The 23,462-nt window shown below is 70.7% G+C and carries 27 protein-coding genes; 15 read left to right on the forward strand and 12 right to left on the reverse strand.

Going from position 1 to position 23,462, the window contains the following annotated elements:
• Nucleotides 1-5: 5 nt before the first annotated feature.
• The 3 genes from urtC to urtE are packed head-to-tail and all read left to right on the forward strand — an operon-like array spanning nucleotide 6 to nucleotide 2,619.
• Nucleotides 6-1,118 carry an urea ABC transporter permease subunit UrtC gene (gene urtC, locus ACSQ2B_RS21245; protein ID WP_436053033.1) on the forward strand — a complete coding sequence of 371 codons (1,113 nt, stop codon included), beginning with the start codon at nucleotides 6-8 and terminating at the stop codon, nucleotides 1,116-1,118.
• Nucleotides 1,115-1,906, forward strand: a complete 792-nt coding sequence (locus ACSQ2B_RS21250) for an ABC transporter ATP-binding protein (RefSeq protein ID WP_436053035.1) — start codon at nucleotides 1,115-1,117, stop codon at nucleotides 1,904-1,906. The genes urtC and ACSQ2B_RS21250 overlap by 4 nt, the downstream gene beginning before the upstream one ends.
• Entirely contained in the window at nucleotides 1,903-2,619 is a 717-nt protein-coding gene (gene urtE / locus ACSQ2B_RS21255; protein WP_436053037.1) for an urea ABC transporter ATP-binding subunit UrtE, read from the forward strand. Before ACSQ2B_RS21250 ends, urtE begins: the two co-directional genes overlap by 4 nt.
• Before the next feature lie 153 nt (nucleotides 2,620-2,772).
• On the opposite strand, the gene ureG is transcribed toward urtE, so the two are convergent.
• From ureG to ACSQ2B_RS21305, 10 genes are all read right to left on the reverse strand, one after another.
• Entirely contained in the window at nucleotides 2,773-3,405 is a 633-nt protein-coding gene (gene ureG / locus ACSQ2B_RS21260) for an urease accessory protein UreG (RefSeq protein ID WP_436053039.1), read from the reverse strand.
• Complete coding sequence (locus ACSQ2B_RS21265) at nucleotides 3,402-4,151, reverse strand: urease accessory protein UreF (RefSeq protein WP_436053040.1); 750 nt, start codon at nucleotides 4,149-4,151, stop codon at nucleotides 3,402-3,404. The genes ureG and ACSQ2B_RS21265 overlap by 4 nt, the downstream gene beginning before the upstream one ends.
• On the reverse strand, nucleotides 4,141-4,614 hold the full coding sequence (locus ACSQ2B_RS21270) for an urease accessory protein UreE (protein WP_436053041.1): 474 nt from the start codon (nucleotides 4,612-4,614) through the stop codon (nucleotides 4,141-4,143). Before ACSQ2B_RS21270 ends, ACSQ2B_RS21265 begins: the two co-directional genes overlap by 11 nt.
• A gap of 10 nt (nucleotides 4,615-4,624) precedes the next feature.
• Nucleotides 4,625-6,334: an urease subunit alpha gene (gene ureC, locus ACSQ2B_RS21275; RefSeq protein WP_436053043.1), complete on the reverse strand. Its 1,710-nt coding sequence runs from the start codon at nucleotides 6,332-6,334 to the stop codon at nucleotides 4,625-4,627.
• A complete protein-coding gene (locus ACSQ2B_RS21280) occupies nucleotides 6,334-6,639 on the reverse strand; it encodes an urease subunit beta (protein WP_436053045.1) in 306 nt (101 codons plus the stop codon). Before ACSQ2B_RS21280 ends, ureC begins: the two co-directional genes overlap by 1 nt.
• Nucleotides 6,636-7,217 carry a HupE/UreJ family protein gene (locus ACSQ2B_RS21285; RefSeq protein ID WP_436053046.1) on the reverse strand — a complete coding sequence of 194 codons (582 nt, stop codon included), beginning with the start codon at nucleotides 7,215-7,217 and terminating at the stop codon, nucleotides 6,636-6,638. Before ACSQ2B_RS21285 ends, ACSQ2B_RS21280 begins: the two co-directional genes overlap by 4 nt.
• A gap of 10 nt (nucleotides 7,218-7,227) precedes the next feature.
• The gene (locus tag ACSQ2B_RS21290) at nucleotides 7,228-7,530 is read right to left on the reverse strand and encodes an urease subunit gamma (RefSeq protein ID WP_436053048.1); all 303 of its coding nucleotides are present in this window, start codon (nucleotides 7,528-7,530) and stop codon (nucleotides 7,228-7,230) included.
• A 20-nt stretch (nucleotides 7,531-7,550) separates the two neighbouring features.
• Nucleotides 7,551-8,315, reverse strand: a complete 765-nt coding sequence (locus ACSQ2B_RS21295) for an urease accessory protein UreD (RefSeq protein WP_436053050.1) — start codon at nucleotides 8,313-8,315, stop codon at nucleotides 7,551-7,553.
• A gap of 298 nt (nucleotides 8,316-8,613) precedes the next feature.
• Nucleotides 8,614-8,952 carry a hypothetical protein gene (locus ACSQ2B_RS21300; RefSeq protein WP_436053052.1) on the reverse strand — a complete coding sequence of 113 codons (339 nt, stop codon included), beginning with the start codon at nucleotides 8,950-8,952 and terminating at the stop codon, nucleotides 8,614-8,616.
• 119 nt (nucleotides 8,953-9,071) lie between these two features.
• Nucleotides 9,072-10,346 carry a TetR/AcrR family transcriptional regulator gene (locus ACSQ2B_RS21305; protein WP_436053054.1) on the reverse strand — a complete coding sequence of 425 codons (1,275 nt, stop codon included), beginning with the start codon at nucleotides 10,344-10,346 and terminating at the stop codon, nucleotides 9,072-9,074.
• Between the two features lie 154 nt (nucleotides 10,347-10,500).
• On the opposite strand from ACSQ2B_RS21305, the gene ACSQ2B_RS21310 reads away from it, so the two are divergent.
• The 3 genes from ACSQ2B_RS21310 to ACSQ2B_RS21320 all read left to right on the forward strand — a co-directional run bounded on the left by ACSQ2B_RS21310 (nucleotide 10,501) and on the right by ACSQ2B_RS21320 (nucleotide 14,514).
• On the forward strand, nucleotides 10,501-12,789 hold the full coding sequence (locus tag ACSQ2B_RS21310; RefSeq protein ID WP_436053056.1) for a TonB-dependent receptor: 2,289 nt from the start codon (nucleotides 10,501-10,503) through the stop codon (nucleotides 12,787-12,789).
• A gap of 60 nt (nucleotides 12,790-12,849) precedes the next feature.
• A complete protein-coding gene (locus ACSQ2B_RS21315; RefSeq protein WP_436053058.1) occupies nucleotides 12,850-13,935 on the forward strand; it encodes a tyrosine-protein phosphatase in 1,086 nt (361 codons plus the stop codon).
• A 126-nt stretch (nucleotides 13,936-14,061) separates the two neighbouring features.
• Complete coding sequence (locus ACSQ2B_RS21320; RefSeq protein WP_436053059.1) at nucleotides 14,062-14,514, forward strand: MarR family winged helix-turn-helix transcriptional regulator; 453 nt, start codon at nucleotides 14,062-14,064, stop codon at nucleotides 14,512-14,514.
• On the opposite strand, the gene ACSQ2B_RS21325 is transcribed toward ACSQ2B_RS21320, so the two are convergent.
• The gene (locus ACSQ2B_RS21325) at nucleotides 14,511-15,125 is read right to left on the reverse strand and encodes an Hsp20/alpha crystallin family protein (protein ID WP_436053061.1); all 615 of its coding nucleotides are present in this window, start codon (nucleotides 15,123-15,125) and stop codon (nucleotides 14,511-14,513) included. The genes ACSQ2B_RS21320 and ACSQ2B_RS21325 overlap by 4 nt on opposite strands.
• Nucleotides 15,126-15,275: 150 nt before the next feature.
• Between ACSQ2B_RS21325 and trxC the strand changes: the two genes are divergently transcribed.
• The 4 genes from trxC (at nucleotide 15,276) to ACSQ2B_RS21345 (ending at nucleotide 18,232) form a co-directional block, all read left to right on the forward strand.
• Nucleotides 15,276-15,728 (forward strand): thioredoxin TrxC, encoded by a 453-nt coding sequence (gene trxC / locus ACSQ2B_RS21330; protein WP_436053062.1) that lies wholly within the window; start codon nucleotides 15,276-15,278, stop codon nucleotides 15,726-15,728.
• A gap of 143 nt (nucleotides 15,729-15,871) precedes the next feature.
• Complete coding sequence (locus ACSQ2B_RS21335) at nucleotides 15,872-16,939, forward strand: MBL fold metallo-hydrolase (protein WP_436053064.1); 1,068 nt, start codon at nucleotides 15,872-15,874, stop codon at nucleotides 16,937-16,939.
• 34 nt (nucleotides 16,940-16,973) lie between these two features.
• The gene (locus tag ACSQ2B_RS21340) at nucleotides 16,974-17,741 is read left to right on the forward strand and encodes an enoyl-CoA hydratase-related protein (RefSeq protein ID WP_436053066.1); all 768 of its coding nucleotides are present in this window, start codon (nucleotides 16,974-16,976) and stop codon (nucleotides 17,739-17,741) included.
• 59 nt (nucleotides 17,742-17,800) lie between these two features.
• Complete coding sequence (locus tag ACSQ2B_RS21345; RefSeq protein ID WP_436053738.1) at nucleotides 17,801-18,232, forward strand: N-acetyltransferase family protein; 432 nt, start codon at nucleotides 17,801-17,803, stop codon at nucleotides 18,230-18,232.
• On the opposite strand, the gene ACSQ2B_RS21350 is transcribed toward ACSQ2B_RS21345, so the two are convergent.
• The gene (locus ACSQ2B_RS21350) at nucleotides 18,229-19,482 is read right to left on the reverse strand and encodes an MFS transporter (RefSeq protein WP_436053068.1); all 1,254 of its coding nucleotides are present in this window, start codon (nucleotides 19,480-19,482) and stop codon (nucleotides 18,229-18,231) included. The genes ACSQ2B_RS21345 and ACSQ2B_RS21350 overlap by 4 nt on opposite strands.
• Before the next feature lie 234 nt (nucleotides 19,483-19,716).
• On the opposite strand from ACSQ2B_RS21350, the gene ACSQ2B_RS21355 reads away from it, so the two are divergent.
• The 5 genes from ACSQ2B_RS21355 to ACSQ2B_RS21375 are packed head-to-tail and all read left to right on the forward strand — an operon-like array spanning nucleotide 19,717 to nucleotide 23,433.
• Nucleotides 19,717-20,229 (forward strand): GNAT family N-acetyltransferase, encoded by a 513-nt coding sequence (locus tag ACSQ2B_RS21355; RefSeq protein ID WP_436053070.1) that lies wholly within the window; start codon nucleotides 19,717-19,719, stop codon nucleotides 20,227-20,229.
• A gap of 40 nt (nucleotides 20,230-20,269) precedes the next feature.
• Nucleotides 20,270-20,854: a DUF1285 domain-containing protein gene (locus ACSQ2B_RS21360; RefSeq protein WP_436053072.1), complete on the forward strand. Its 585-nt coding sequence runs from the start codon at nucleotides 20,270-20,272 to the stop codon at nucleotides 20,852-20,854.
• Between the two features lie 10 nt (nucleotides 20,855-20,864).
• On the forward strand, nucleotides 20,865-21,497 hold the full coding sequence (locus ACSQ2B_RS21365; RefSeq protein ID WP_436053074.1) for a CoA pyrophosphatase: 633 nt from the start codon (nucleotides 20,865-20,867) through the stop codon (nucleotides 21,495-21,497).
• Nucleotides 21,498-21,520: 23 nt separating this feature from the next.
• Nucleotides 21,521-22,723 carry a CCA tRNA nucleotidyltransferase gene (locus ACSQ2B_RS21370; protein WP_436053740.1) on the forward strand — a complete coding sequence of 401 codons (1,203 nt, stop codon included), beginning with the start codon at nucleotides 21,521-21,523 and terminating at the stop codon, nucleotides 22,721-22,723.
• Nucleotides 22,720-23,433 carry a type 1 glutamine amidotransferase gene (locus ACSQ2B_RS21375; RefSeq protein ID WP_436053076.1) on the forward strand — a complete coding sequence of 238 codons (714 nt, stop codon included), beginning with the start codon at nucleotides 22,720-22,722 and terminating at the stop codon, nucleotides 23,431-23,433. The genes ACSQ2B_RS21370 and ACSQ2B_RS21375 overlap by 4 nt, the downstream gene beginning before the upstream one ends.
• Nucleotides 23,434-23,462 lie beyond the last annotated feature (29 nt).

Raw genomic sequence — 23,462 nt, forward strand, 5'->3', positions numbered from 1 at the left:
CCGTCATGACGCTTCCCATCCTGGGCCTTCGACGGGGTAGTTGGCTGATCGGCGGTCTTCTCCTGATCGCTGCGGCCGTCGCCCCCTTCCTGATGTCCGCCTACGATCTGAACCTGCTCGGCCGGTTCCTGGCGCTGTCGCTGACCGCGCTCGGCCTGGTCATCCTCTGGGGCGAAGGCGGGATCCTCAGCCTCGGGCAGGGGGTGTTCTTCGGCCTGGGCGGCTACGCCATCGCCATGCACCTGAAGCTGGCGGCGCTCTCCGGCGGCGACACCATGCCGGACTTCATGATGTGGAGCGGCCTGACCCAGCTGCCGGGCTGGTGGAGCCTCTTCGCCAACCCGTTGGTGGCGATCGCCGGCGTCGTGGTGATTCCGGCGGCCTTCGGCGCGGCCTTCTCCTGGCTGGTCTTCCGCCGGCGCATCGGCGGGGTCTATTTCGCCCTGATCACCCAGGCCCTGGCGCTGGCCTTCGCCACCCTGCTGATCAGCCAGCAGGCCTATACCGGCGGCTTTAACGGCCTGACCGACTACAAGACCCTGTTCGGCGTCGACCTGAACTCCGCCGGCGCGACCCGGGGGCTCTACTGGATCACCCTGCTGCTCGTGGCCCTGGCCTTCGTCGGCGCTCGCCTGCTGCTCGCGTCGCGCTACGGCAAGATCCTGCGGGCGACGCGCGACGGCGCCAACCGGGTGCGGTTCCTGGGCTTTGACCCGGCGCCCTACAAGGTCCTGGCCTTCACCATCGCCGCAGCGCTGGCGGGGGTGTCCGGGGCGCTCTTCACCCTGCATGCGGGCAATGTCTCGCCGGCCCTGGTGGGCGTCGCCCCCTCCATCGAGATGGTGATCTGGGTCGCGGTCGGCGGCCGCACCAGCCTGGCCGGCGCGATCGCCGGCGCCCTGCTGGTCAACTTCGCCAAGGACCGGATCTCCACCGTCCTGCCGGCCTTCTGGCTCTACGGCCTGGGCGCGCTGTTCATCATCGTCGTCACCGTCGCGCCCAAGGGGCTGGCGGGCATGGTCGAGGCGTTCCGCAACCGGCCGCCGCGTCCGCCCAAGCCTGCGGCTGCCCCCGCCCCGGACCTCGCCGCCGAACCCGTCAGGAGCCCCGCCCCATGACCGTCGCCGCTCTCGCCGTGGAAGCGCCCGCGCTGCGGGCGCCCAGCCCGCCCTTGCTGGAGATCGACGACGTCACCGTCGACTTCGACGGCTTCAAGGCGCTGAACGGACTGAAGCTCAGCATCCCGGCCGGCGGCCTGACGGTGGTCATCGGCCCCAACGGCGCGGGCAAGTCGACCATGTGCGACGCGGTGATCGGCCGGGTGCATCCCAGCGCCGGCCGCATCCGGCTGCGCGGCGAGGACATCTCGCACCTGGCCGAGCACAAGATCGTCGCCAAGGGCGTCTGCCGCAAGTTCCAGACGCCCGGCGTGCTGGGCTCGCTGAGCGTCTTCGATAATCTGCTGCTGGCCGCCGCCGGCGACCGCCGCTGGTTCCGCACCTTCCGGCTGCGCGCGCCGGAGGCCGACGTCGCCCGCGCCGAGGAGACCCTGGCCCTGGTCGGGCTGGAGCGTCAGCGCGACGCCCTGGCCGGGGAGCTGTCGCACGGCGAGAAGCAGTGGCTGGAGATCGGCATGGTGGTCGCCACCGGCTGCGAGCTCTTGCTGCTCGACGAGCCCACCGCCGGCATGGGGGCGCCGGAATCCAGCCGCACCGCCGAGATCATCCGCGGCCTGGTCGGCCGCCATTCGGTGCTGGTGATCGACCACGACATCGACTTCGTCGAACAGCTGGGCGGCCACGTGGTGGTGATGCACCAGGGCTCCGTCTTCCGGGAGGGCGCGCTGGCCGATATCCGCAACGACGACGAGGTCGCCGCCATCTACCTGGGACGGCCCTCGAAATGACCGACCTTCTCAACCTGCGCCTGGTCTCGGCCGCCTACGGCAATGCGCCGGTGCTGTTCGACGTCGACCTCGACATAAAGCCTGCGTCGGCCACCGCCCTTCTGGGTCGAAACGGGGTCGGCAAGACCACCCTGATGCGCACCATCATGGGCCTGCACCGGCTGTCCGACGGCGACATCTTCCTGAACGGCGACAAGGTCAGCGAGCTGAGCGCCCACCAGCGGGCCCGCAAGGGCGTCGGCTTCGTGCCCCAGGGCCGCCACGTCTTCCCGCACCTGACGGTGGAGGAGAACCTGCAGGTCGGGCTCTCGGCCCTGACCGGTCGTCCGGAGAAGACGCCCAAGGGTATCCCGGATTATATCGCCGACCTCTTCCCGAAGCTGACCCAGATCGCCAAGCGTCACGCCGGCTTTCTCAGCGGCGGCGAGCAGCAGCAGCTCGCCATCGGCCGTGCGCTCGCCGGCCGGCCCCAGCTCCTGCTTCTGGACGAGCCGTGCGAGGGCGTGCAGCCCAACGTCGTCCAGCACATCCAGGAGGTGCTGGGCCGCATCCGCAGCGAACTGGGCGTGGCCATCATCATCGTCGAGCAGAACCTCGACTTCGCCTGGGGCTTTGCCGACCGCTACATGGTCATGCAGCGCGGCCGCGTGGTCCGCTACGGCGCGACGGCGGAGGACTCCACCGAGGCCGTGGGGCATTTGATCCACGTTTAGGCGGCGGCCGCTCCCTGAACGGTCCGTCATGGCCGGGCTTGTCCCGGCCACCCATGAACACGGCGCGTCTGAGCATCCCCTCAAGCTTCGGTGTGCATGGGTTCCCGGCGCAAGGCCGGGAATGACTGACGGAGGGGTGATGGGGATGTGGCGCTAAGCCGTCTTCAGCGCCTTCATCTCGAGTCCGCCCTGGGTGATCAGGAAGTCGATGACCTCCTCCAGCCCCCGCAGCCGCGTCAGGTCGGTGAAGACGTAGGGCCGGCCGCCGCGGGCGGTCTCGGTGTCGGCGCGCATGACCGCCAGATCCGCGCCGACGTGCGGCGCGAGATCGGTCTTGTTGACAACCAGCAGGTCCGAGCGGGTGATCGCCGGCCCGCCCTTGCGCGGGATCTTCTCGCCCTGGCAGACGCTGATCACATAGAGGCTCAAGTCCACGAGGTCCGGCGAGAAGGTGGCCGCCAGGTTGTCGCCGCCGGACTCCACGAAGATCAGGTCGAGGTCCGGGAAGCGGCGGTTCATCTCGGCGATGGCCGCCAGGTTCAGCGAGGCGTCCTCGCGGATGGCGGTGTGTGGACAGCCGCCGGTCTCGACGCCCAGGATCCGATCCTCCGGCAGGGCCTGCAGCCGGTTGAGGATCAGGGCGTCCTCCTGGGTGTAGATGTCGTTGGTCACCACCGCGACGCTCCAGTGGTGGCGCATCGTCTTGCAGAGCTTCTCGATCAGGGTGGTCTTGCCGGAGCCGACCGGGCCGCCGACGCCGATGCGCAATGGGCCGTGCTTGCTCATGAGATGAAGAGCCTCGGTTGCAGGGTTTCGTGCCGCATGGCGGCGATGTCGGAGAGGAAGGCGCAGCCGCCGAGATCGTCCCGGTCGGCGATCGCCGCGCGCTCGGCGGCGTCGAGCAGGGCGGGCTCGAGGGCGGCCAGAACGCGGACGGCCTCGCTCTGGCCGATGGGGATCGCCCGCACGGCAACGCTGACGAGATTGGCCGCAAAGCCGTGCAGCCAGGCGGTGAGGGCGGAGGCGAGCGGGATGTCGGCGGCGGAGCAGGCCGCGCCGGCGGCGACGGGGTAGGGGGCGTCGCTGGCCCCCTCCGTCTCGCTACGCGAGCCACCTCCCCCGTTACACGGGGGAGGAGCGAGGCCCAGCTGCTCCCCCGCTCGCGGGGGAGCTGTCAGCGAAGCTGACTGAGGGGGCGTTCGGCTCCACGGCGTCACTGCGATCGAGAAAGCCGTCCCCAGCTGCATCGTCTCCCGATGCCGCTCCCGCGACGGGGCGAGCGCCTCGGCCAGCTCGGCCAGATCCGCGAGCTCCTGCTCGTCCGCCGCGCTCCAGGCCAGCTTGAACAGCACCGCGTCGGTCCATCCCGAGCCGTGCTCGATCAGGCCGGCGATCCAGGCTTCCAGCGTCTCGCCGGTGACCCGGCCCTCGCGGATCGCGGTCTCCAGCCCATGCGAATAGCCGAACGCGCCGACCGGGAAGGCGGGCGAGAACCAGGTGAGCAGGCGGAGCTGGGCCGCCTCAGTGCTCATGGGAATGGGGCGCATGGTCGTGGTAGGCGCCGCCTTCGGGATCGAAGATGGCCTCCACCTCGCGGACCTGGGCGCCCTGGTGTTCGAGCATGTGGGCGATGACGTGGTCGCGGCGGATCAGGATGCGGTCGGCGAAGACCGCCGCCGCCAGGTGGCGGTTGCCGATATGCCAGGACAGACGCAGCAGCGCCTCGGTCGAGGCGGCGCGGATCTCCAGCAGCGGCTCGGCCAGCGCCTCCACCTCGACCAGCCGTCCGTCGGCCAGCTTCAGGGCGTCGCCGTGGCGAAGATGCGCGGTCTCGGGGAGGTCCAGCAGGTAGCGGGCGCCCGCCATCCCCGTCAGCACGATGCGCCGGCGGCGGCGGCCGTCGTAGTCCAGGCGGACCCGGTCGGCGGGCGCGGCCGCCCAGGCCTTGGCCGGGAGGATCTCGACGATCGGGGCGATGTCGGCGGTCTCGCTCATGACGGGCCTCTCAGAACAGGAAGTAGCGTTGGGCCATCGGCAGGACGTCGGCCGGCTCGCAGGTCAGGAGCTCGCCGTCGGCGCGCACCTCGTAGGTCTCCGGATCGACCTCGATCACCGGGGTCGCGGAATTGTGGATCATCGAGGCCTTCGAAATGCCGCCCCGCGTGTTTTCTACCGGCAAGAGAGTCTTTTGCAGGCCAAGGCGCTCTTGCAGCCCGCGCTCCAAGGAAAGCTTTGAAACGAAGGTCACCGCCGAGCGGGTGACCGACCGGCCGTAGGCGGCGAACATCGGCCGGTAGTGCACCGGTTGCGGCGTCGGGATCGAGGCGTTGGGGTCGCCCATGGGGGCGGCCGCGATCGAGCCGCCGAGCATCACCAGGTCCGGCTTCACCCCGAAGAAGGCCGGGGTCCAGAGCACCAGGTCGGCGCGCTTTCCGACCTCGATGCTGCCGATGTGCGCCGAGAGACCGTGGGCGATCGCCGGATTGATCGTGTATTTGGCGATGTATCTTTTCACCCGGGCGTTATCCGCCGGCCCGTCGCCGGCCAGGGCGCCGCGCTGGCGCTTCATCTTGTCGGCGGTCTGCCAGGTGCGGATCAGCACCTCGCCGACCCGGCCCATGGCCTGGCTGTCGGAGGAGATGATCGAGAAGGCGCCGAGGTCGTGCAGGATGTCCTCGGCGGCGATGGTCTCGCGGCGGATCCGGCTCTCGGCGAAGGCCACGTCCTCGGGGATCGACGGGTCGAGGTGGTGGCAGACCATCAGCATGTCGAGATGCTCGGCCAGCGTGTTGCGCGTGTAGGGCCGGGTCGGGTTGGTCGACGACGGAATGACGTTGGCGAGGCCCGCGATCTTGATGATGTCCGGCGCGTGGCCGCCGCCGGCGCCCTCGGTGTGGAGGGCGTGGATGGTGCGGCCCTTGAAGGCTGCGATGGTGTCCTCGACGAAGCCGCTCTCGTTGAGGGTGTCGGTGTGGATCATCACCTGGATGTCGTGGTCGTCGCCGACGCCCAGGCAGCAGTCGATGGCGGCGGGCGTCGTGCCCCAGTCCTCGTGCAGCTTCAGCGCGCAGGCGCCGGCGGCGATCTGCTCGACCAGGGCCTCGGGCAGGCTGGCGTTGCCCTTGCCGGCGAAGGCCAGGTTCATCGGGAAGGCCTCGGCCGCCTCGATCATCCGCTGCAGGTGCCAGGGGCCGGGGGTGCAGGTCGTGGCCTTCGTCCCGGTCGCCGGGCCCGTGCCGCCGCCCAGCATGCAGGTGACGCCGCTCATCAGCGCCTCTTCGATCTGCTGCGGGCAGATGAAGTGGATGTGGGCGTCCATGGCGCCGGCGGTGAGGATCTTGCCCTCGCCGGCGATCACCTCGGTGCCGGGGCCGACGATGATGTCGACGCCGGGCTGGGTGTCGGGATTGCCGGCCTTGCCGATGGCGTAGATCCGCCCGTCCTTGAGGCCGACGTCGGCTTTGACGATCCCCCAATGGTCGACGATCAGGGCGTTGGTGATGACGGTGTCGACCGCGCCGCCGGCGCGGCTGACCTGGCTCTGGCCCATGCCGTCGCGGATCACCTTGCCGCCGCCGAACTTCACCTCTTCGCCATAGGTGGTGAAGTCGCGCTCGACCTCGACGAAGAGCTCGGTGTCGGCCAGCCGCACGCGGTCGCCGACGGTCGGGCCGAACATGTCGGCATAGGTCGCGCGGGAAATCTTCGCCGGCATCAGAGGTCGCCCATGACGGCCTGGCGGAAGCCGTAGACCCGACGCGCCCCGACGATGGGAACCAGCCGCACCTCGCGCGACTGGCCGGGCTCGAAGCGCACCGCCGTGCCGGCGGCGATGTCGAGCCTGAGGCCGCGCGCCTGCTCGCGGTCGAACGCCAGGGCCGGATTGGTCTCGGCGAAATGGTAGTGGCTGCCCACCTGGATCGGCCGGTCGCCGGTGTTGGCGACCTCCAGCACGACGACCGGCTGGCCGGCGTTCAGCTCGATCTCGCCGGGGGCGGCGATGACTTCTCCGGGGATCATCCGGCCACCGCGAGGACAACGCCGCAAGCCGCCACGCCGGCGCCCAGCCAGCGGACCAGCTCGCCCCGGCGCAGCGCAAGGCCCAGGCCCAGGCCCAGGCCGGCCGCGATCAGGGCTCCGGTCGCCAGCAGCATGCCGAGTTCGAAGGTCGGGTCCGCCCGGCCGATGTCGGCGGCGTGGGCCATGCCGTGCAGGACCCCGGCCGCGCCGACGACCACGAGCCCGGCCGCCTCGCCGGCGCGGCGGTTCAGCGCCGTGACCGCGCCCAGCAGGATGACGCTCGCCAGCACGCCGAGCTCGAGGGCGGCGCGATCGAAGACGGGCAGGACGAAGCCCGCGGCCATGGCGAAGAGGAAGGTGGCCGGCCAGGTCGCCAGCGCGCGTCCGCCGCGCCGCGTGGCCCACAGACCCACCGCCAGCATCGCCAGCATGTGGTCCAGGCCGGTGAAGGGGTGGCCGAAGCCGGCCCAGGCGCCGAGGTCTTCGTGTCCCGGATGGCCGGGATGGGCGAGCGCAGGCGTCGCGGCCAAGGCGGCGAGGGCGGCGGCGGCGCTGAGCCGGCGGAGTAGGCGGGTCATGCTGGGCTCCTCAGCGAATCGGATGGTGGACGGTCACCAGCTTGGTGCCGTCGGGGAAGGTCGCCTCGACCTGGACGTCGTGGATCATCTCGGCGACGCCGCTCATCACCTGGTCGCGGCCGACCACATGGGCGCCGGCCTCCATCAGCTCGGACACCGCGCGGCCGTCCCGGGCGCCCTCGACCACGAAGTCGGTGATCAGGGCGATGGCCTCGGGGTGGTTCAGCTTGACGCCGCGCTCCAGCCGTTTGCGCGCCACGACGGCGGCCATGGCGATGAGCAGCTTGTCTTTTTCTCGGGGGGTCAGGTTCATTGGGTCGCGTTCGTGGGGGGTCAGGTCCGCCAGACGCGGGGCAGGGCCGATCCGCGCAGCGCCTCGAGCGCCGGGATCAGCGCCCGGCGCAGCGCGCGGCCGTCGTGAGCGACCAGCCGGGCGAACAGCTTGCCGTCGAAGGCGCTGGCGCCGCCGCTGTCGCCGAGCGCGCTGCGGACCGCGTCCAGCCGCTCGTGGGCGTCATCGGCCACCAGCAGCAGGGAGGCGAAGGCGCAGCCGCCGGCCAGCACCGGGGCGGCGGCGGAGATGCGGGCGACCTCGCCCTCCATCCGCACGTCGTCGGCGAACACCAGCCGGCCTTCGCGGCGCACGCGCCAGCGGTCGCGCAGCCGGCCAGCCAGGACCTGCTCGCCCATGGCCGTGCGGCCCAGCACCACCGACTCGACGGCCAAGAGCCGGGCGTCGGCGGCCAGGTCGGCTTCCAAGCTGCGGGCGAGGGCTCCCTGGTCGAAGAGCAGGGTCTCCTGCGGCAGCCAGTGCAGTTCGGCGGCCTCGCCGAGCGTGAGCCGGACCTCGACCTTGGCCGGGCCGCCGTTCGACCGGTAGACCCGCTCGCAGGCCTGGGTGGTGACGGTCAGGCGCGCGCCGGCGTCGGCGTCGGCGGACCAGCTCAGGCGGTCGTCGCCGGTCAGGCCGCCGGCGGTGTTGATCAGCACCGCCTCCAGGCCCAGTGCCTCGGCGTCGCGCGGCAGGCGGATCTTGGCGCAACCGTCCTGGTACAGGCGATGCAGCCGCGAGACCCCGTCGACGGCGTGGATGCGCACCCGTCCAGCGCCTTCGGCGCGCTGAAAGCGCGGCGGGACGGCCCCTGGGCGAGGGGGCGAGGCCTGGGCTGGCGAAAATTGCATCACGATACGACCTGAAAGGCCGCAACCTCGGCTGTCCAGGGCCGCACGCGCTCGCGCGGAGGCGGACTCAGCGGCGCCGAAAATCCAGGCGCCCTCCCTGCCCAGGTTGGAGCTCGCAGGCGCCCCGGCCGGTTTCGCCCGTCACGCCGCGAAGCACGTTGACTCAGGCCGCAGGTTCCGGGGGCGGCCCTGAAGACTGCCCCCGGAGCGGAGGTCAGTACCGGCGGCTGCGGTCCTGGCGGTCGTGACGCTCGGCGCGGATGTTCTGCGACAGGCGGTCGAACCGGCTGTTGAGGTCGCGGCGCTCCCAAGCGCTCAGGCCGTCGCCGGTGTGGCGGTAGCGCGCCTCCAGCCGGGCGATCTCGCGGTATTGGGTGCGCAGGCGCGCGGCTTCGGGGCGGGTCAGGTCGCCGCTGCGGACGCCCTGGTCGATGCGGCGCTCGAGATTGGCCTGGCGCTCGTTGATCGGCTGCCAGGGTGCGGCGCTGGCCGCGACGGGCAGGGAGACCAGGACGGCCGAGGCCGCAGCCACGGAAAGCAGGAGACGTTTCATGGGAGCCTTCTCTGAACCTTGCTTCGCTTGCGGAAGCGATGGCCCGAGAAAACAGGTTCGAGCCTGAACGTCCGCGGAGCGTCACTGTTGGCTGGCGTTCATCTCGCCCTTGGCGTGGGTCAGTTCAGGCGCTTCGCTGTCGCCGCGTGGCTGAGGCGCGACGCGATCGCCTCGAACAGCCGTTCCCGCGTCGCCGGCGGCTCCGGGTCCGCGGCGGCGGCGAACCAGAGCGCAGACAGCAGGCGCGACAGAACGCCGGCGTGGAGCGCCAGCTCCTCAGGGAGAAGGTCGAAGACGCGGTCCAGGCCGGTGCGGGTGGTGCCGCCGTGGGCGAATCGGATCACCGCGCCGCACCCGGCCAGCTCCGGCCGACGGACGGCGGCAAGGAACAGGTTTCGTCGGCTGAGCGCTGGCGACGACGGATGATCGACGACGGCATGGGGGCGGACGATCTGGAAAAAATGCTCGACGGAGCGGCTCTGCGCCACCGTCTGGGGCGCGGGGATGTCGGGCTCGCCCGCCATCGCCATCGCCAGCACTTGGCCGCGGATGGCGCCGGCGACCAGCTCTTCGATCGTCCTGAAATGATGGGTGACGGCTCCGGTGGTGACGCCGGCGCGGGCGGCGACCGCGCGATGGGTGAGCCCGCCGAGCCCGCCCTCGACCACTTCGGCGGCGGCCTTGGCGATCCGCATGGCCGCGTGGGGGATGGTTCCGTAGGCCTGCGCCCCGGCGGTCTGCTCCGCCAAGGCCAGAGCCCCCATCGGCGGTCCCGCCGCCGCGTCCAGCCAGACGACCCCGAAGTGATCGGCGAGTTCGCGCAGGGTCGCCGCCTCGAGCGCCGGCGACCAGCGGGAGAGGTGGTAGAGGCCCTCGGACTCGAAGAACAGGTGCAGGAGCCGGCCCTCGATCTCGCCCAGGCCGAAGGTCGCCGCGGCGTCGAGCCAGAAGTCGCGCCAGAGCGCCGTCCAAGCCGCGCCGACGCCGCGGCCGACGCTGGCGGCGAGGCATTCCTGGTAGAGCAGGGCCAGCGGCCGGGCTTCGCGCGTCCACGCCGCCACTATGTGCTCCAGCGCGCGGACGGCGCCTTCCGGACGATGCGGCAGGGCCTGCAACTCGCAGCGGCGCGCTGCGAGCCAGTCGGCGGTCTGCGCCACGCCCTGCTCGAAGGCGGTAGATAACAAACGTTCCATTCCGCCAAGGTTGTAGTTCACGGCGCTGGGCGAGCCGCCAGCGGCTGCAGCGACGGAGCGGGCCGAAACGGCGGCGAGCCCATGATCGGCGATCTGCTGCGCTGCGACGGAGACAAGGCGGTCTGCCCGCGTCTCGCCATCTGGGGAATGGACCGCGGGCGAAGGCTCCGGGGAGAGGGCGAACGGGTGACGGCGAGCCATGCCGCATTCTCCGGGGCCGCGACGGTGAGCGCAAGTCGCCGCGAAAGAACGTTGTGCTTCATGCGCCGGCAACATAACAGTCGTTCTATCGTCATGCGCTCCCTCTAACGCACCGCCGTCCCCCGCTCGGGGGCGAGGATGTTGAGGGGATGTCATGAGACGGCAATTTCACCGGTCGGCCGCGTCGCGCGCCGGCCTGCTGGCGGGCGCTGCGGCGCTGATCGCGGCGAGCTCGGCGCTCGCTGAAGGGGGCGAGACGGCGGCCGCTGAGAGCCCGGCCGGCGTCGGCCTGGAGGAAATCGTCGTGACCGCTCAGAAGCGAGCCTCCAACCTGCAGGACACCCCGATCTCAATCTCGGTGATGGGTGCGGAGGACCTCGCGCGCCGCCACGTCCAGTCGCTGGCCGACCTCGGCGACGGCGCGATCCCGTCCCTGCGGGTGGCCCCCTTCTTCTCACGCAGCTCGGCCCTGACCATCGGCATGCGCGGCATCGGCGCCCTGGGCGACGCCAACCAGCCGGCGCGCGACCAGGCGGTCGGGGTCTATCTCGACGGCGTCTATCTCGGCCGCGCCCAGGGGCTGGGCGCCGCGCTCTATGACGTGGAACGGATCGAGGTGTTGAAGGGGCCGCAGGGCACCTTGTTCGGCCGCAACACCGAGGGTGGGGCGATCAGCATCGTCACCAAGGCGCCGACCGGCCGGTTCGGCGTCAACGCCACGGCCGGCTACAGCAATTTCGACGGCTACAAGGCCGAGGCCCACGTCGACCTGCCGAGCTACCGCGACGTCAGCCTGAAATTCGACGGACTGCTCGCCAGGCGCGACGGCACGGTGAAGAACCCGACCACCTCCGGCCAGCCGGACTTCAACGCCTACGATCGCCGCGGCTTCCAGGCCGAAGCCCTGTGGCGGCCGAGCGACGCCTTCAGCGCCGACTACGCCTTCGACTACGGCTACGACGCGACGACGCCCTACTATGTCCAGCTGCTGAGCCAGGGATCCCTGGCGATCGCGCCCTTGATCCACGTCCAGCCCGAGCGGGCCGAGGTCGGCAATATCGGCGTCCCGTTGCAGTGGAGCGTGGGCAAGACCTGGGGGCAGCGGCTGAACCTGGACTGGAAGCTCAGCGAGGCGCTCGCGCTGAAGTCGGTCAGCTCCTATCGCAAGCTCGACCAGAGCCAGTTCGACAACGGCGCGTCGGTGCTCTCCGTCTTCACCCCGAACGGGACCTTCAGCCGCTACAGCATGGCGAAGGTGGGGCAGGACCAGTACAGCCAGGAGCTCCAGCTGATCGGCAAGCTCCCGCACCTGGAGTTCGTAGGCGGCGCCTTCTATTACCACGAGGCGGTCAACGACAACGCCCGGACCCCGAACACCCTGCAGTGGAACGCCACGGGAACGGCCTACACGACCCTGTCGCTGGACCTCAACGCGGTTCCGCTCGACCGCGCCAGCCATGTCGAGACCGAGAGCTATGGGGTGTTCGGCCAGGCGGTCTGGACGCCGCCGATCCTCAACGGCATCGCCCATCTGACCGTTGGCGGCCGCCTGACGCACGACGCCAAGAAGGGATCGCTCGACGTCGTCAACGGCGCCCTGCCGAGCTACGTGGACGCCAACAACGTCAGGATCACCGGCGCGGTCCCGCTCGACGAGTCCTGGAACCGGTTCGATCCCCTGGTCATCCTCGCCGTCGACGCCACGCCGGACCTCAACCTCTATGGAAAGTGGAGCACCGGCTACAAGGCCGGCGGCGCCAACTCCCGCTCGCTCACCTTCCGCGCCTTCGATCCCGAACGCGTGTCGATGTTCGAGGTCGGGGCGAAGGCGGAGTTCTGGGACCACCGCGTCCGGCTCAACGTCGCGGCCTATCGCGGAGACCTGAAGGACGCCCAGATCGATTTCTCGGTCACGATCCTGAACAACAACCGCGGCACCCTGGAGACAACCAACGCCGCAACCGGAACGACAAAGGGGGTCGAAGTGGACCTCTCCATCCAGCCCGTCGAGGGCCTGACGCTCTCGGCCGGCTACGCCTATACGGACATGAAGCTGTCCAAGGCCTTCAACCCGTTCACCAACGCCCTGGCGACGGTCTATCCGCTCTACACGCCGAAGAACGCCGCCAGCGCCTCGCTCGACTACGAGCGCCCGTTGCTGGGGGCGACGCTGCGGGCCCACCTCGACGGCGCCTACGCCGACGGCCAGTACACGACGACCACCGATCCGATGCTCAGCGACAGCTCTTTCATCGTGAACGGCCGGCTGGCGTTGAGCGACATCCCGCTGTCCGACGGGGCCGCCCTGCAGGTGGCGCTGTGGTCGCGCAACCTGCTCGATGAGGACCACGCCTTCGTCAAGAACCACAGCGCGGCGCTGGGGACCTACGGAATCTTCAACGAGGCGCGGACCTTCGGGGTCGAGGCCAACATCAAGTTCTGAACGCCGCCAAGGCGGGGCGGGCGGCTGTCGCCGCCTGCCCGGATATCTGGAGGAGGAAACATGGACCGTCGCGAACTTCTGATGGCCGCCGTGGCCAATGGGGCCCTGGCCGCCGCGCCCGCCGCCCTCGCCGCGGCGAAGCTGGAGGGGCGGGCGACCCGCACCTCGGCCCAGGCCGTGCGGCTGGACTGGGAGGCGCCGCGCCGGCCCGCGTCGATCTTCGTCTCCAGCGATCCGGACGCGCAGAAGCCCTACATGCGGGCGATCAGGTCCGGCGTGCGCGGCGGGCGGGCGGAGCTGCCGCTGCCGGTCTCGCCGCGACCCTACTTTCTGCTGAGCACGCCGGACGGCGCCCAGGTGCGGGTGGCCGAGCGCCTGCTGCCGCTGCAGGGCGGCCGCAACTTCCGCGACCTCGGCGGCTATCGCTCGGCCGACGGCCGGCAGGTCCGCTGGGGCCGGATCTATCGCTCGGGGGTGATGAGCGGCCTCACCCTCGCCGACATGAGCTATCTGTCCGGCCTCGGCGTCGAGGTGATCTGCGACCTGCGCAGCGTCCAGGAGCGCACCAGCCAGCCCAATCCCTTCCAGAAGGCCGAGGCGCCGCGGGTGGTGGGGACGGACTACGACATGATGTCGTTCGACGGCCTGCATCGCGCCACCACCCGCGCCGAGGCGGTCGACGCCTTCGCCGCATCCTACGTCCAGTTCACCGAGATCCTGGCTCCTCAGTACACGGACCTTTTCGCCCGTCTCGTGCGCCGCGAGACGCCGCTCGCGTTCAATTGCTCGGCGGGCAAGGACCGCACCGGCATGGGCGCGGCCCTGATCCTCTCCGTGCTGGGCGTGCCGCGCGAGACCGTCGTGGCCGACTATCGCCTGACCGAGATCTATGCGCCGCCGTCGATGTATGCGGGACAGGCGCCGCATGCGGGCCCCTCCCCGGGGATCACGCCGGAACAGTCCCAGGCCTTCGCGCGCATGCCGCGCGAGGTGATGCAGGTGATGCGGGGCTCCGACCCGGCGGTGATGCGCCAGGCGCTGGCGCGGATCGACCAGAAGTTCGGCGGGCCGATCGAGCTCGCCAAGGCCCGCTTCGGCCTGACCGACGCCAGGGTCGCCTATCTGCGCGGCGTCTATCTGATCTAGGCCGGGCTGTCCCAGCCGGGCCTGCGGCGTTACGACCGCCATCCATCCCCGGCTTCGGCGAGCGCGAGCCTTGATCGTACGATCTTGAACATTAGATTGTTCAGGGTCGTACGAAGGGGAATCGGAATGGCTGTGCAACCTCTCGACCATCCCATCCTACAGACGTTCGCCATGATCCGGCGGATCGAGGAGGGCGTGCGCGAGCAGATCGCCGAATGCCTCCCCGACGGGCTCACCGTGCCTCAGTACGAGGTGATGCGGCTCTTGGACCTCAAGGGCGACGGCCTGACGCCGGCCGACATCGCCCAGTCGTTGCACGCCACCAAGAGCGGCCTGACCAGCACCCTGCAACGGCTCGAAGCCGGCGGCTTCGTCCGGGTCGAGCCGTGCCCGGAGGATGGGCGCAAGAAGCGCATCTGGATCACGCCCGCGGGCAAGGACGCTTACATCGAAGCCCTGGGCGCGATCCGGCCGAAGATGGGCAAGCTGCGCGAAGCCTTCACCCCGGAGGAGTTCCGCGACGCCCTGCCTTTCCTGAAGGCGCTGCAGACCTGGTTCGCCGAGCGCGACTGGGCCTAGATTCTGGTCCCGGCCGCGTCCGGCGAGGCGGTGGGCTGGGCGCCCGACTGCTGAGCGCCCGTCTGCTGACTGGCGGACATGGCGCCTGAAGCCGGGATCTGGCCGGGCTCCGCCGAGGCGCCGGCGCCGCGGACCTCGATGCGCCGCGTCTTGTCCCGCGCCTTGGCGTTCTTCGGCAGGACGACCTTCAGCACGCCGTTTTCGCAGCTCGCCTCGACTTGGTCGGCGTCGACCTCGGCCGGGAAGGGGATGATGCGCTCGAAGCGGCCGAAGCTGCGTTCGCTGTAGCGGCGTCCGCCATCCTCCTCGTTGCGCTCGGTGCGCTTCTCGCCGCGCAGGGTGAGCGTGTTGTCGCTGAGGTTCAGCTCGATGTCCTTCTGGTCGATGCCGGGCAGTTCGGCGGTCACCGTGTAGGCCTGCTCGGTCTCCTGAACATCGACGCTCGGCCGAACGGCGGCGGTCAGGTCGGAGCTTGCGAAGCTGCGCGCTTCGGCCGGGGTGAAAAAGGTGTCGAACAGCTGATCCATCTCACGGCGGAAGGCGGTGAAGGGATCGCGTCCGAACGTCGGCAGCCCCGACGTCCTTGAGGGGATGAGGTCTCGATTGGCCATGAGGGTCTCCATCTGTCGATCGCCCCGACGACCTCCAAACGAGCGCCCTGGCGGAAGCGCACCGGGCTCGCCATATTTTGATCGAGGCCGCGCCACGACGGAACCCTGTCAGCCTCGCCGGCGCGCCTTATGATCGGTGTGGAGAAGCCGATGGCTGAGCCCCTGCATGTCGTCTGCCCGCACTGCGACAGCACCAACCGCCTGCCGCTCGAGCGGCTCGGCCTGGCGGCCAAGTGCGGCCGCTGCCACCGTGCGCTGTTCGACGGCGAGCCGGTCGCTCTGGATCAGGCGCGGTTCGCCAAACACCTCGCCCACAGCGACCTGCCGTTGGTCGTCGATTTCTGGGCCGCCTGGTGCGGTCCCTGCCGGGCCATGGCGCCGATCTTCGCCCGCGCCGCCGCCGAGCTGGAGCCGCACGCCCGCTTCATCAAGGTCGACGTCGACGCCAACCCGGGGCTGTCGACCCAGTTCGCTGTGCAGAGCATTCCCGCCCTCTTCGTCTTCCACGGCGGCAAGGTCGCCCTCCGCCAGGCCGGGGTGACGGACCTGGCGACGCTGCGGGCCTGGGTCCACAAGTTCGCCCCGCGCCAGGTGGGGGCGTGAAGGAAGCTCGCCCAATCGCATCCGTCATCCCGGACGGCCGCAGGCCGATGTCGGGTTACCGCCCTCGTCAGGCGCCTGAGGCCTTTACGCGCCCCTCGCTAGCGGGGGACACTGCTGCTCCGACGAGATGAGGAGCGCAGGCATTGGCGGACGGCGTAGACGAGGGCGTCGCGGAGACGGTGCGGCCGCGGCTCTCCTATCCGTTCGCCGAAGGTCCGGGCCAGGGCCAGGCGGTGGAGATCGCCCCCGGCGTGAACTGGCTGCGGATGCCGCTGCAGGGGCCGCTCGGCTTCATCAACGTCTGGGCCATCGCCGAGGACGGCGGCTACGCCATCGTCGACACCGGCATCGGCGGACCGGAAACGATCCAGGCCTGGCGTGAGGCTTTCAGCACCTCGTTCGATGATCGGCCCGCCACCCGCGTCTTCGCCACCCACATGCATCCCGATCATATCGGCATGGCCGGCTGGCTGACCCGCAAGTACGACTGCCGGCTGTGGATCACGCGGCTGGAGTTCCTGACCTGCCGCAGCCTGGCCGCCGACACCGGCCGCGAGGCGCCGGAGGACGCGGTGCGCTTCTATCGCGCCGCGGGTTGGGACGCCGAGGCGCTGGAGACCTACCGCGCCCGCTTCGGCTCCTTCGGCAAGAGCCTGCACGCCCTGCCGGACAGCTTCCGCCGCCTGCGCGACGGCGACGAGGTCGTCATCGGCGGGCGTCTCTGGCGCATTGTCGTAGGTTGTGGACACAGCCCCGAGCACGCCTGCCTCTACTGCCCGGAGCTGAAGCTGCTGATCTCCGGCGACCAGGTGCTGCCGAGGATCTCCTCCAATGTCGCGGTCTTCCCGACCGAGCCGGACGCCGACCCGCTGCACGACTGGATGACGTCGCTCGCCCGCATCAAGACCCTGGTTCCGGACGAGGTGCTGGTGCTGCCGGCGCACAACGACCCCTTCCATGGCCTGCACGCCCGCATCGACCACCTGATCGGCGGCCATCAGCGGGCGCTGGCGCGGCTCCGCAAGCGGATCGCCGAGCCGAAGCGGGTGGTCGACGTCTTCCCATTTCTCTTCCGCCGCACGATCGACGACTCGGTCATGAGCCTGGCGACGGGCGAGAGCCTGGCCCACCTCAACTACCTGCTGGTCCGCGGCGAGGCGGTCCGCACCAGGGACGAGAACGGCGTCGACTGGTACCGCGCCGCCGCCTAAGAGGCCGAACCTGCTGCTGGAACCGGAGGCCACGATGAGCGAACAGGTGCTGATCGACAAGGCGGACGGCGTGCTGACGATCACGCTGAACCGGCCGGAGCGGAAGAACGCGCTCACCATGGACATGTACCAGACCTTCGGCGGCGCGATCGACGCGGCCAATGACGACCGCGACGTCCGCGCCGTCCTGATCCAGGCCAACGGCGACATGTTCACCGCCGGCCACGACGTGTCCGAATTCGCCGAGATCAACGCCGGCGAGGCGCCCGGCCAGCCCTCCGGCGAGCCGCTGCTCCTGGCGCTCGCCAACGCCCGAAAGCCGCTGGTCGCGGCGGTGCATGGCCGCGCGGTCGGCATCGGCCTGACCATGCTGCTGCACTGCGACCTGGTCTATGTCGCCGAGGCGGCGCTGCTGTCCGCGCCGTTCGTCAACCTGGCGCTGGCGCCGGAGGCGGCGTCATCGCTGCTGCTGCCGGCGCGGATCGGTCATGTGCGGGCCTTCGAGCTGTTCGCGCTCGGCCGGACGATCGACGGGCGCACCGCCGAAGCCTGGGGGCTCGCCAACGCCGCCCTGCCGGCCGACGAGGTGCAGGCCCACGCCCGGGCCGCGGCTCAGGCGCTGGCCAGGCAGCCGCCGGCCGCCGTCGCCATCACCAAGGCCCTCATGCGGGATCCGTCCGCACTCGTCGAACGGATCGACGAGGAGTTCGTCCACTTTTACGCCCAGCTGAAGTCGCCGGAAGCGCGGGAGGCGTTCCAGGCCTTCTTCGAGAAGCGGCCTGCGAACTTCGGCAGGTTCTAGGAGGTTCGGTGTCCGAACTCGTCATCCGCGCCGCCCAGCCGGCCGACGCCGGCCAGGTCATGACCTTCATCCGCGAGCTGGCGGACTACGAGCGGCTGTCGCACGCGGTCGAGGCCAGCGAGGCCGACATCGCGCGGGATCTCTTCGGGCCGACCCCGCGGATCTTCTGCGACATCGCCGAGGCGGACGGCGAGCCGATCGGCTTTGCGCTCTGGTTCTACAACTACTCCACCTTCAAGGGCCGCCACGGCGTCTATCTGGAGGATCTCTACGTTCGGCCCGCCGCGCGGGGCCGCGGCGCCGGCAAGGCGTTGCTGAAGCGGCTCGCCCAGCGCTGCCTGGACGAAGACCTGGGGCGGCTGGAATGGGCGGTGCTCGACTGGAACGCGCCCTCCATCGGCTTCTATGACGCGCTCGGCGCCGAGGCGATGAAGGAGTGGATCGTCCGCCGGCTCAGCGGCGAGCCGCTGGCCAAGCTGGCGGCGGGTTAGCCCAACCGGTCCGCCTTGCGCAGGGCTGGGAACAGCCAGGCCCAGAGGCCGGTGATGCCGAGGGCGCCGACCCCGCCGAACAGGGCGGCCCCGATGGGGCCCAGGAAGCGGGCGACCACGCCGCTCTCGAACTCGCCGAGCTCGTTCGAGGCGCCGATGAAGACCGAGGAGACCGCCGCCACCCGGCCGCGCATGGCGTCCGGCGTGACCAGCTGAATGAGGGTCTGGCGCACATAGACGCTCAGCATGTCCGCCCCGCCGAGCACCGCCAGGGCCGTGACGGAAAGCCACAAGACCTTCGAGACCGCAAAGACGCAGGTCGCCAGGCCGAACAGGGCGACGCCGGCGAACATATAGCTTCCTGCCTTCCGGCGGATCGGGTTGGTGGCGAGCCACAGGGCGACCGCGGTCGCGCCGATCGCCGGCGATGCGCGCAGGATCCCGAAGCCCTCCGCGCCGACATGCAGGACGTCCCGGGCGAACACCGGCAGCAGGGCGGTCGCGCCGCCGAGCAGTACCGCGAAGAGGTCGAGGGAGATGGCGCCGAAGACGATCTTCTCGCGCCAGACGTAGGAGAGCCCCTGCTTCATCAGGGTCCAGCGTGAGCCGGGCTGGGTCTCGGGCTTGGTGTTCTTGCGGATCATCGTCACGCAGAGCCCTGAGACCGCGAACAGGATCAGGGCGGTGACGAAGGCGTGGGCGGGCGAGATGCCGACCAGGACGCCGGCGACCGCCGGACCGGTGATCGAGGCCGTCTGCCAGGCGAGCGAGTTCCAGGCGATCGAGCGCGGCAAGAGCTCGCGCGGCACCAGCATCGGGCCCATGGCCGTGTTGGCCGGGGCGAAGAAGGCGCGGCTGGCGCCGAACAGCACGGCGACCCCCAACAGCAGGTGCGGCGTGGCGACGTCGCGCCAGGCGGCCAGGGTCAGGATGAAGGCGGTGAGCATCTCCCCCGCCACGCAGGCCAGGGCCAGCTTGCGCCGGTCGTAGCGGTCCGCCGCCTCGCCGGCCGGAAGGGTGAGCAGGAACACCGGCACGAAGGCCGCCAGCCCGATCATGCCGACCAGGAAGGCCGACTCCTGCACGCCCAGGGTGCGACGCGCCAGGGCGTACATCTGCCAGCCGAGCGCGACGCTCTGCACCTGGGCGGCCATGCTGCCGCACCAGCGCGAGCCCCAGAAGAGCAGATAGTCGCGTTCCTTCAGGAGGGCGCGGGCGGACGGAACGATGTCCGGAGAGGCGTCGGGCATGGGGCGGGGAACCTGCCGTGTGCGGGGCGCGGCGGCAACCAAGAGTTTGTCATCACAGCCATGAGGTTGACGTGAGAGGCTTGCGGCCCTACGTCGCGCGCTCCCGAAAGGGCCGGAGTCCTGTCACATGCGACGATCAAGATCTGTCCGCGCCTCAGGCGCGTTTCGCTGAACCCGAGGCCGACCGCGCGCGACGCGCCGGCCGCTCCCGTCGACTCCGCAGTCCCAAGGTCCATGTCCGCAGAGCCCAGTCCGAGCCGGCCCGCGCTCAACTTCACCCACGAGACGCCGCAGGATCAGCCGGCGATCGAAGCCCTGCTCGATCGCGCCTTCGGTCCTGGCCGCTTCGTCAAGTCGTCCGAGCGGGTGCGCGAGTTCGCCGAGTTTGCGCCCGAGCTCTCCTTTTGCGCCTGGGCGGAAGCTCGCCTGCTGGGCGTGGTGCGCATGTGGCGCGTGCGGGTCGGCGAGACTCCGCTGGTTTTCCTGGGCCCGCTCGCGGTCGAGACCGACCAGCGCAGCGCCGGCGTCGGCGGCCTCCTCGTCGAACGCGCCTGCGAAGCGGCTGATGCGGCGGGCGAGGCCGCCGTCCTGCTGGTGGGCGACGGTTCCTATTTCGCCCGCTTCGGCTTTGCGGCCGCACCGGCGACCAAGGCCAAGATGCCGGGGCCGGTCGACCAGCGTCGGCTGCTGGTGCGCGCCTTCAGGGAACTGGGCGAGGGACTCTGCGGGACGGTCGAAGCGCGCTGAGCCGCTTGAGGCGGCCGCCGGCCACGCCTACCTTGGTCGCATGGGCGAAATCGAGGACAAGTCGGGGCTGGAGCAGGTGGCGGCCGCGGCCCAGGCGGCGGCCGATGCGCCGACACGACGCGGCCTGCCGCCGGTCCACCTGTGGGATCCCGCCCACTTCGGCGAGATCGACATCGTCATCCGCAAGGACGGCAGCTGGGTCCATGAGGGCGGGGTGATCGGCCGCGAGGCCCTGGTGCGGCTGTTCTCAACCATCCTGCGCAAGGATCCGGACGGCATCTATCTGGTGACCCCGCACGAAAAGCTGCGCATCACGGTCGAGGACGCGCCCTTTGTCGCCGTCAGCGTCGACCGCGACGGCGAGGCGCTGCGCTTCCTGACCAATGTCGGCGACGAGGTCGAGGCGGGACCCGAACATCCCATCCGGGTGCAGACCGACGCCGAGGGCGAGCCCAGGCCCTACCTGCATGTCCGCGCCGGGCTGGAGGCGCTGATCACCCGGCCGGTCTTCTACGAGCTCGTGGCCATGGCCGAGGAGCGGCCCGCCGGAGAGGGCGTCGAACTCGGCCTCGTTTCCAACGGCGGCTGGTTCCCGATCGGCGCGCTCGAGGCGCCCGTCCGGTGAGGCGCGGCCGGTGACCGACAGGATGCGCGCGGACGATCTCCGCGACTGGATCAGCCGCCACCTCGATCCGATCGAGGACTGCGACGCGGTTGACGGCGTCCACCTGGAGGCCGACGACGGCACCCTGCTGACGGAGCCGGCGACCCCGGCGGCCGTGCTGATCGGCCTGATTGAGCGGCCGCATGGCTACAACGTGCTCCTGACCCGGCGGGCCGACACCCTGCGCAGTCACACCGGACAGGTCGCCTTTCCCGGCGGCCGGCGCGATCCCGGCGAGACCGCCTGGCAGACGGCGCTGCGCGAAGCGGAGGAGGAGGTCGGTCTCGACCGGCGGCTGGTCACGCTGGCGGGCCTCTCCACCCCCACAGTCACCCACTCCGGCTATCTGATCACCCCGGTGGTGGGCTTCATCGGCGAGGGCTTCGAGCTCACCGCCAACCCCGACGAGGTGGCCGAGATCTTCGAGACCCCGTTCGGCTTCCTGATGAACCCGGAGAACTACGGCCGGCAGGAGATCGACATCGGCGACGGCTTGGTCCGGCACTACTATGAGATGACCCACGAGCAGCAGCGCATCTGGGGCGTGACCGCGGGCATCCTCCGCGCGCTCTACGACCGCCTCTACGGGGCGGGGCTGTCGTGACGGAGCGCCTAGACCTGCCCTGGATGACGGCGCCGGCGACCACGGCGGTGCTGGACGCACTGGAGGCCGCGGGCGGCGCCGACTGCGCCCGGTTCGTCGGCGGCTGCGTGCGAAACGCCGTGATCGGCAAACCGATCGCCGACATCGACCTGGCCACGACGCTCACGCCTGACGCGGTGACCCAGGCGCTTCGGGCGGCCGGCGTCCGCGCCGTCCCCACAGGCGTCGAGCACGGCACGGTGACGGCGGTCTACAAGCGCCATCCGATCGAGGTCACCACCCTTCGCCGCGACGTCGAGACCGACGGCCGCCGGGCAGTGGTGGCCTTCACGACCGACTGGCTGGAGGACGCCGAGCGGCGCGACTTCACGCTGAACTCGCTCTACGCCCGCCGCGACGGGACCATCTTCGACCCGACCGGCCATGGGGTCGCCGACGCCCGCGCCGGCCGCATCGTCTTCGTCGGCGATCCCGAGATGCGGCTGCGCGAGGATCATCTGCGGTCGCTGCGCTTCTTCCGCTTCCTGGCCTGGTACGGCCGGGGCGAACCGGACGCGGCGGCCATCGCCGCCATCACCGCGCTGAAGGACAAGGTGGCGAGCCTCGCCGCCGAACGGATCTCAGCGGAGCTGCTCAAGCTGTTCGGCGCGGAGGACCCGCGGGCGGCGGTGCGGCTGATGCGCGAGACGGGGGTGCTGCCGGTGATCCTGTCGGGCCGGCTGGACCTCGATCGCTTTGACGCCCTGGTGGAGATCGAACGGACGCTGGCCGAGACGGACGCGCTGGCGCGGCTCGCCGCCCTGCTGCCCGACGATCCGGCCGAGGCGATGCGGACCGCCGAGCGCCTGCGGCTGTCCAACGCCGAGCGCGACCGGCTGGCCGCGGCCTTGACGCCCGCGCCGCAGATCGTCCCCGGCCTGGCGCCGCCGACGGTGCGGGCGATCCTCTATCGGCTCGGCGGCCAGGCCGTCCGGGACCGGACGAAGCTGAACTGGGCCGCCGCCGGCGGCGCTCAGGCGGCCGGCTGGAAGGCGCTGCTGGCGATCGCCGAGGCCTGGACCCCACGCGCCCTGCCGGTCGGCGGCGCCGACGTCATGGCGGCCGGAGCGCCCAAGGGGCCCAAGGTCGGCGAGGTCCTGCGCGCGATCGAGGCCTGGTGGATCGACGGCGACTTCACCGCCGATCGCGCGGCGGCGTTGGCCAAGCTGAAGGAGCTGATGCCGTGAAGCTCGGCGTTCTCAAGACCGGCGCCCCGCCCGCCAGCCTGGGCGCCTTCGGGACCTATCCGGAGATGTTCCGCCGGTTGCTGGGCAAGGACGCCTACGACTATTCCGTCTTCGCCGTGGATGCGGGCGAGCTGCCGGCTACGCCCGAGGCGTGCGACGCCTATCTGATCACCGGCTCCTCGGCCGGGGTCTATGACGGTCTGCCGTGGATCGCCGACCTCAAGGGCTTTCTCGCCGCCGCCAAGGGCCGGGCGGCCCTGGTCGGCGTCTGCTTCGGCCACCAGGTCATGGCCGAGGCCTTCGGCGGCAGGGTAATCAAGTCGCCCAAGGGCTGGGGGATCGGCGCGCAGACCTACCGGCTGCTCCGCCGCGAGCCGTGGATGGCGGACGCCGCCGAGATCCGCCTGCCGGGCTCGCACCAGGACCAGGTGGTGGAAGCCCCGCCCGGCGCCGAGGTGGTGGCCGCCAGCGACTTCACCCCGTTCGGCGCGCTCGCCTATCGCGACCAGCCGGCGATCTCGCTTCAGCTGCACCCGGAGTTCGAGCCGGCCTATGCGATCGCCCTGATCGAGGCCCGCCGCGGGACGATGCTGACAAACGAACAGGCCGACCGCGCCATCGCCAGCTACGGGGCGCCCGACGACCGGACGAAGATTGGCGGCTGGATCCGGAATTTCCTCGAGACGGCGGGGACCACGGCGCGGGGATGAACCGAGCGCGCCGGGGTGCGTTCCAGTCC

It is taken from the genome of Phenylobacterium sp. LjRoot225 (genome assembly GCF_964252855.1).
Lineage (GTDB): Bacteria > Pseudomonadota > Alphaproteobacteria > Caulobacterales > Caulobacteraceae > Phenylobacterium.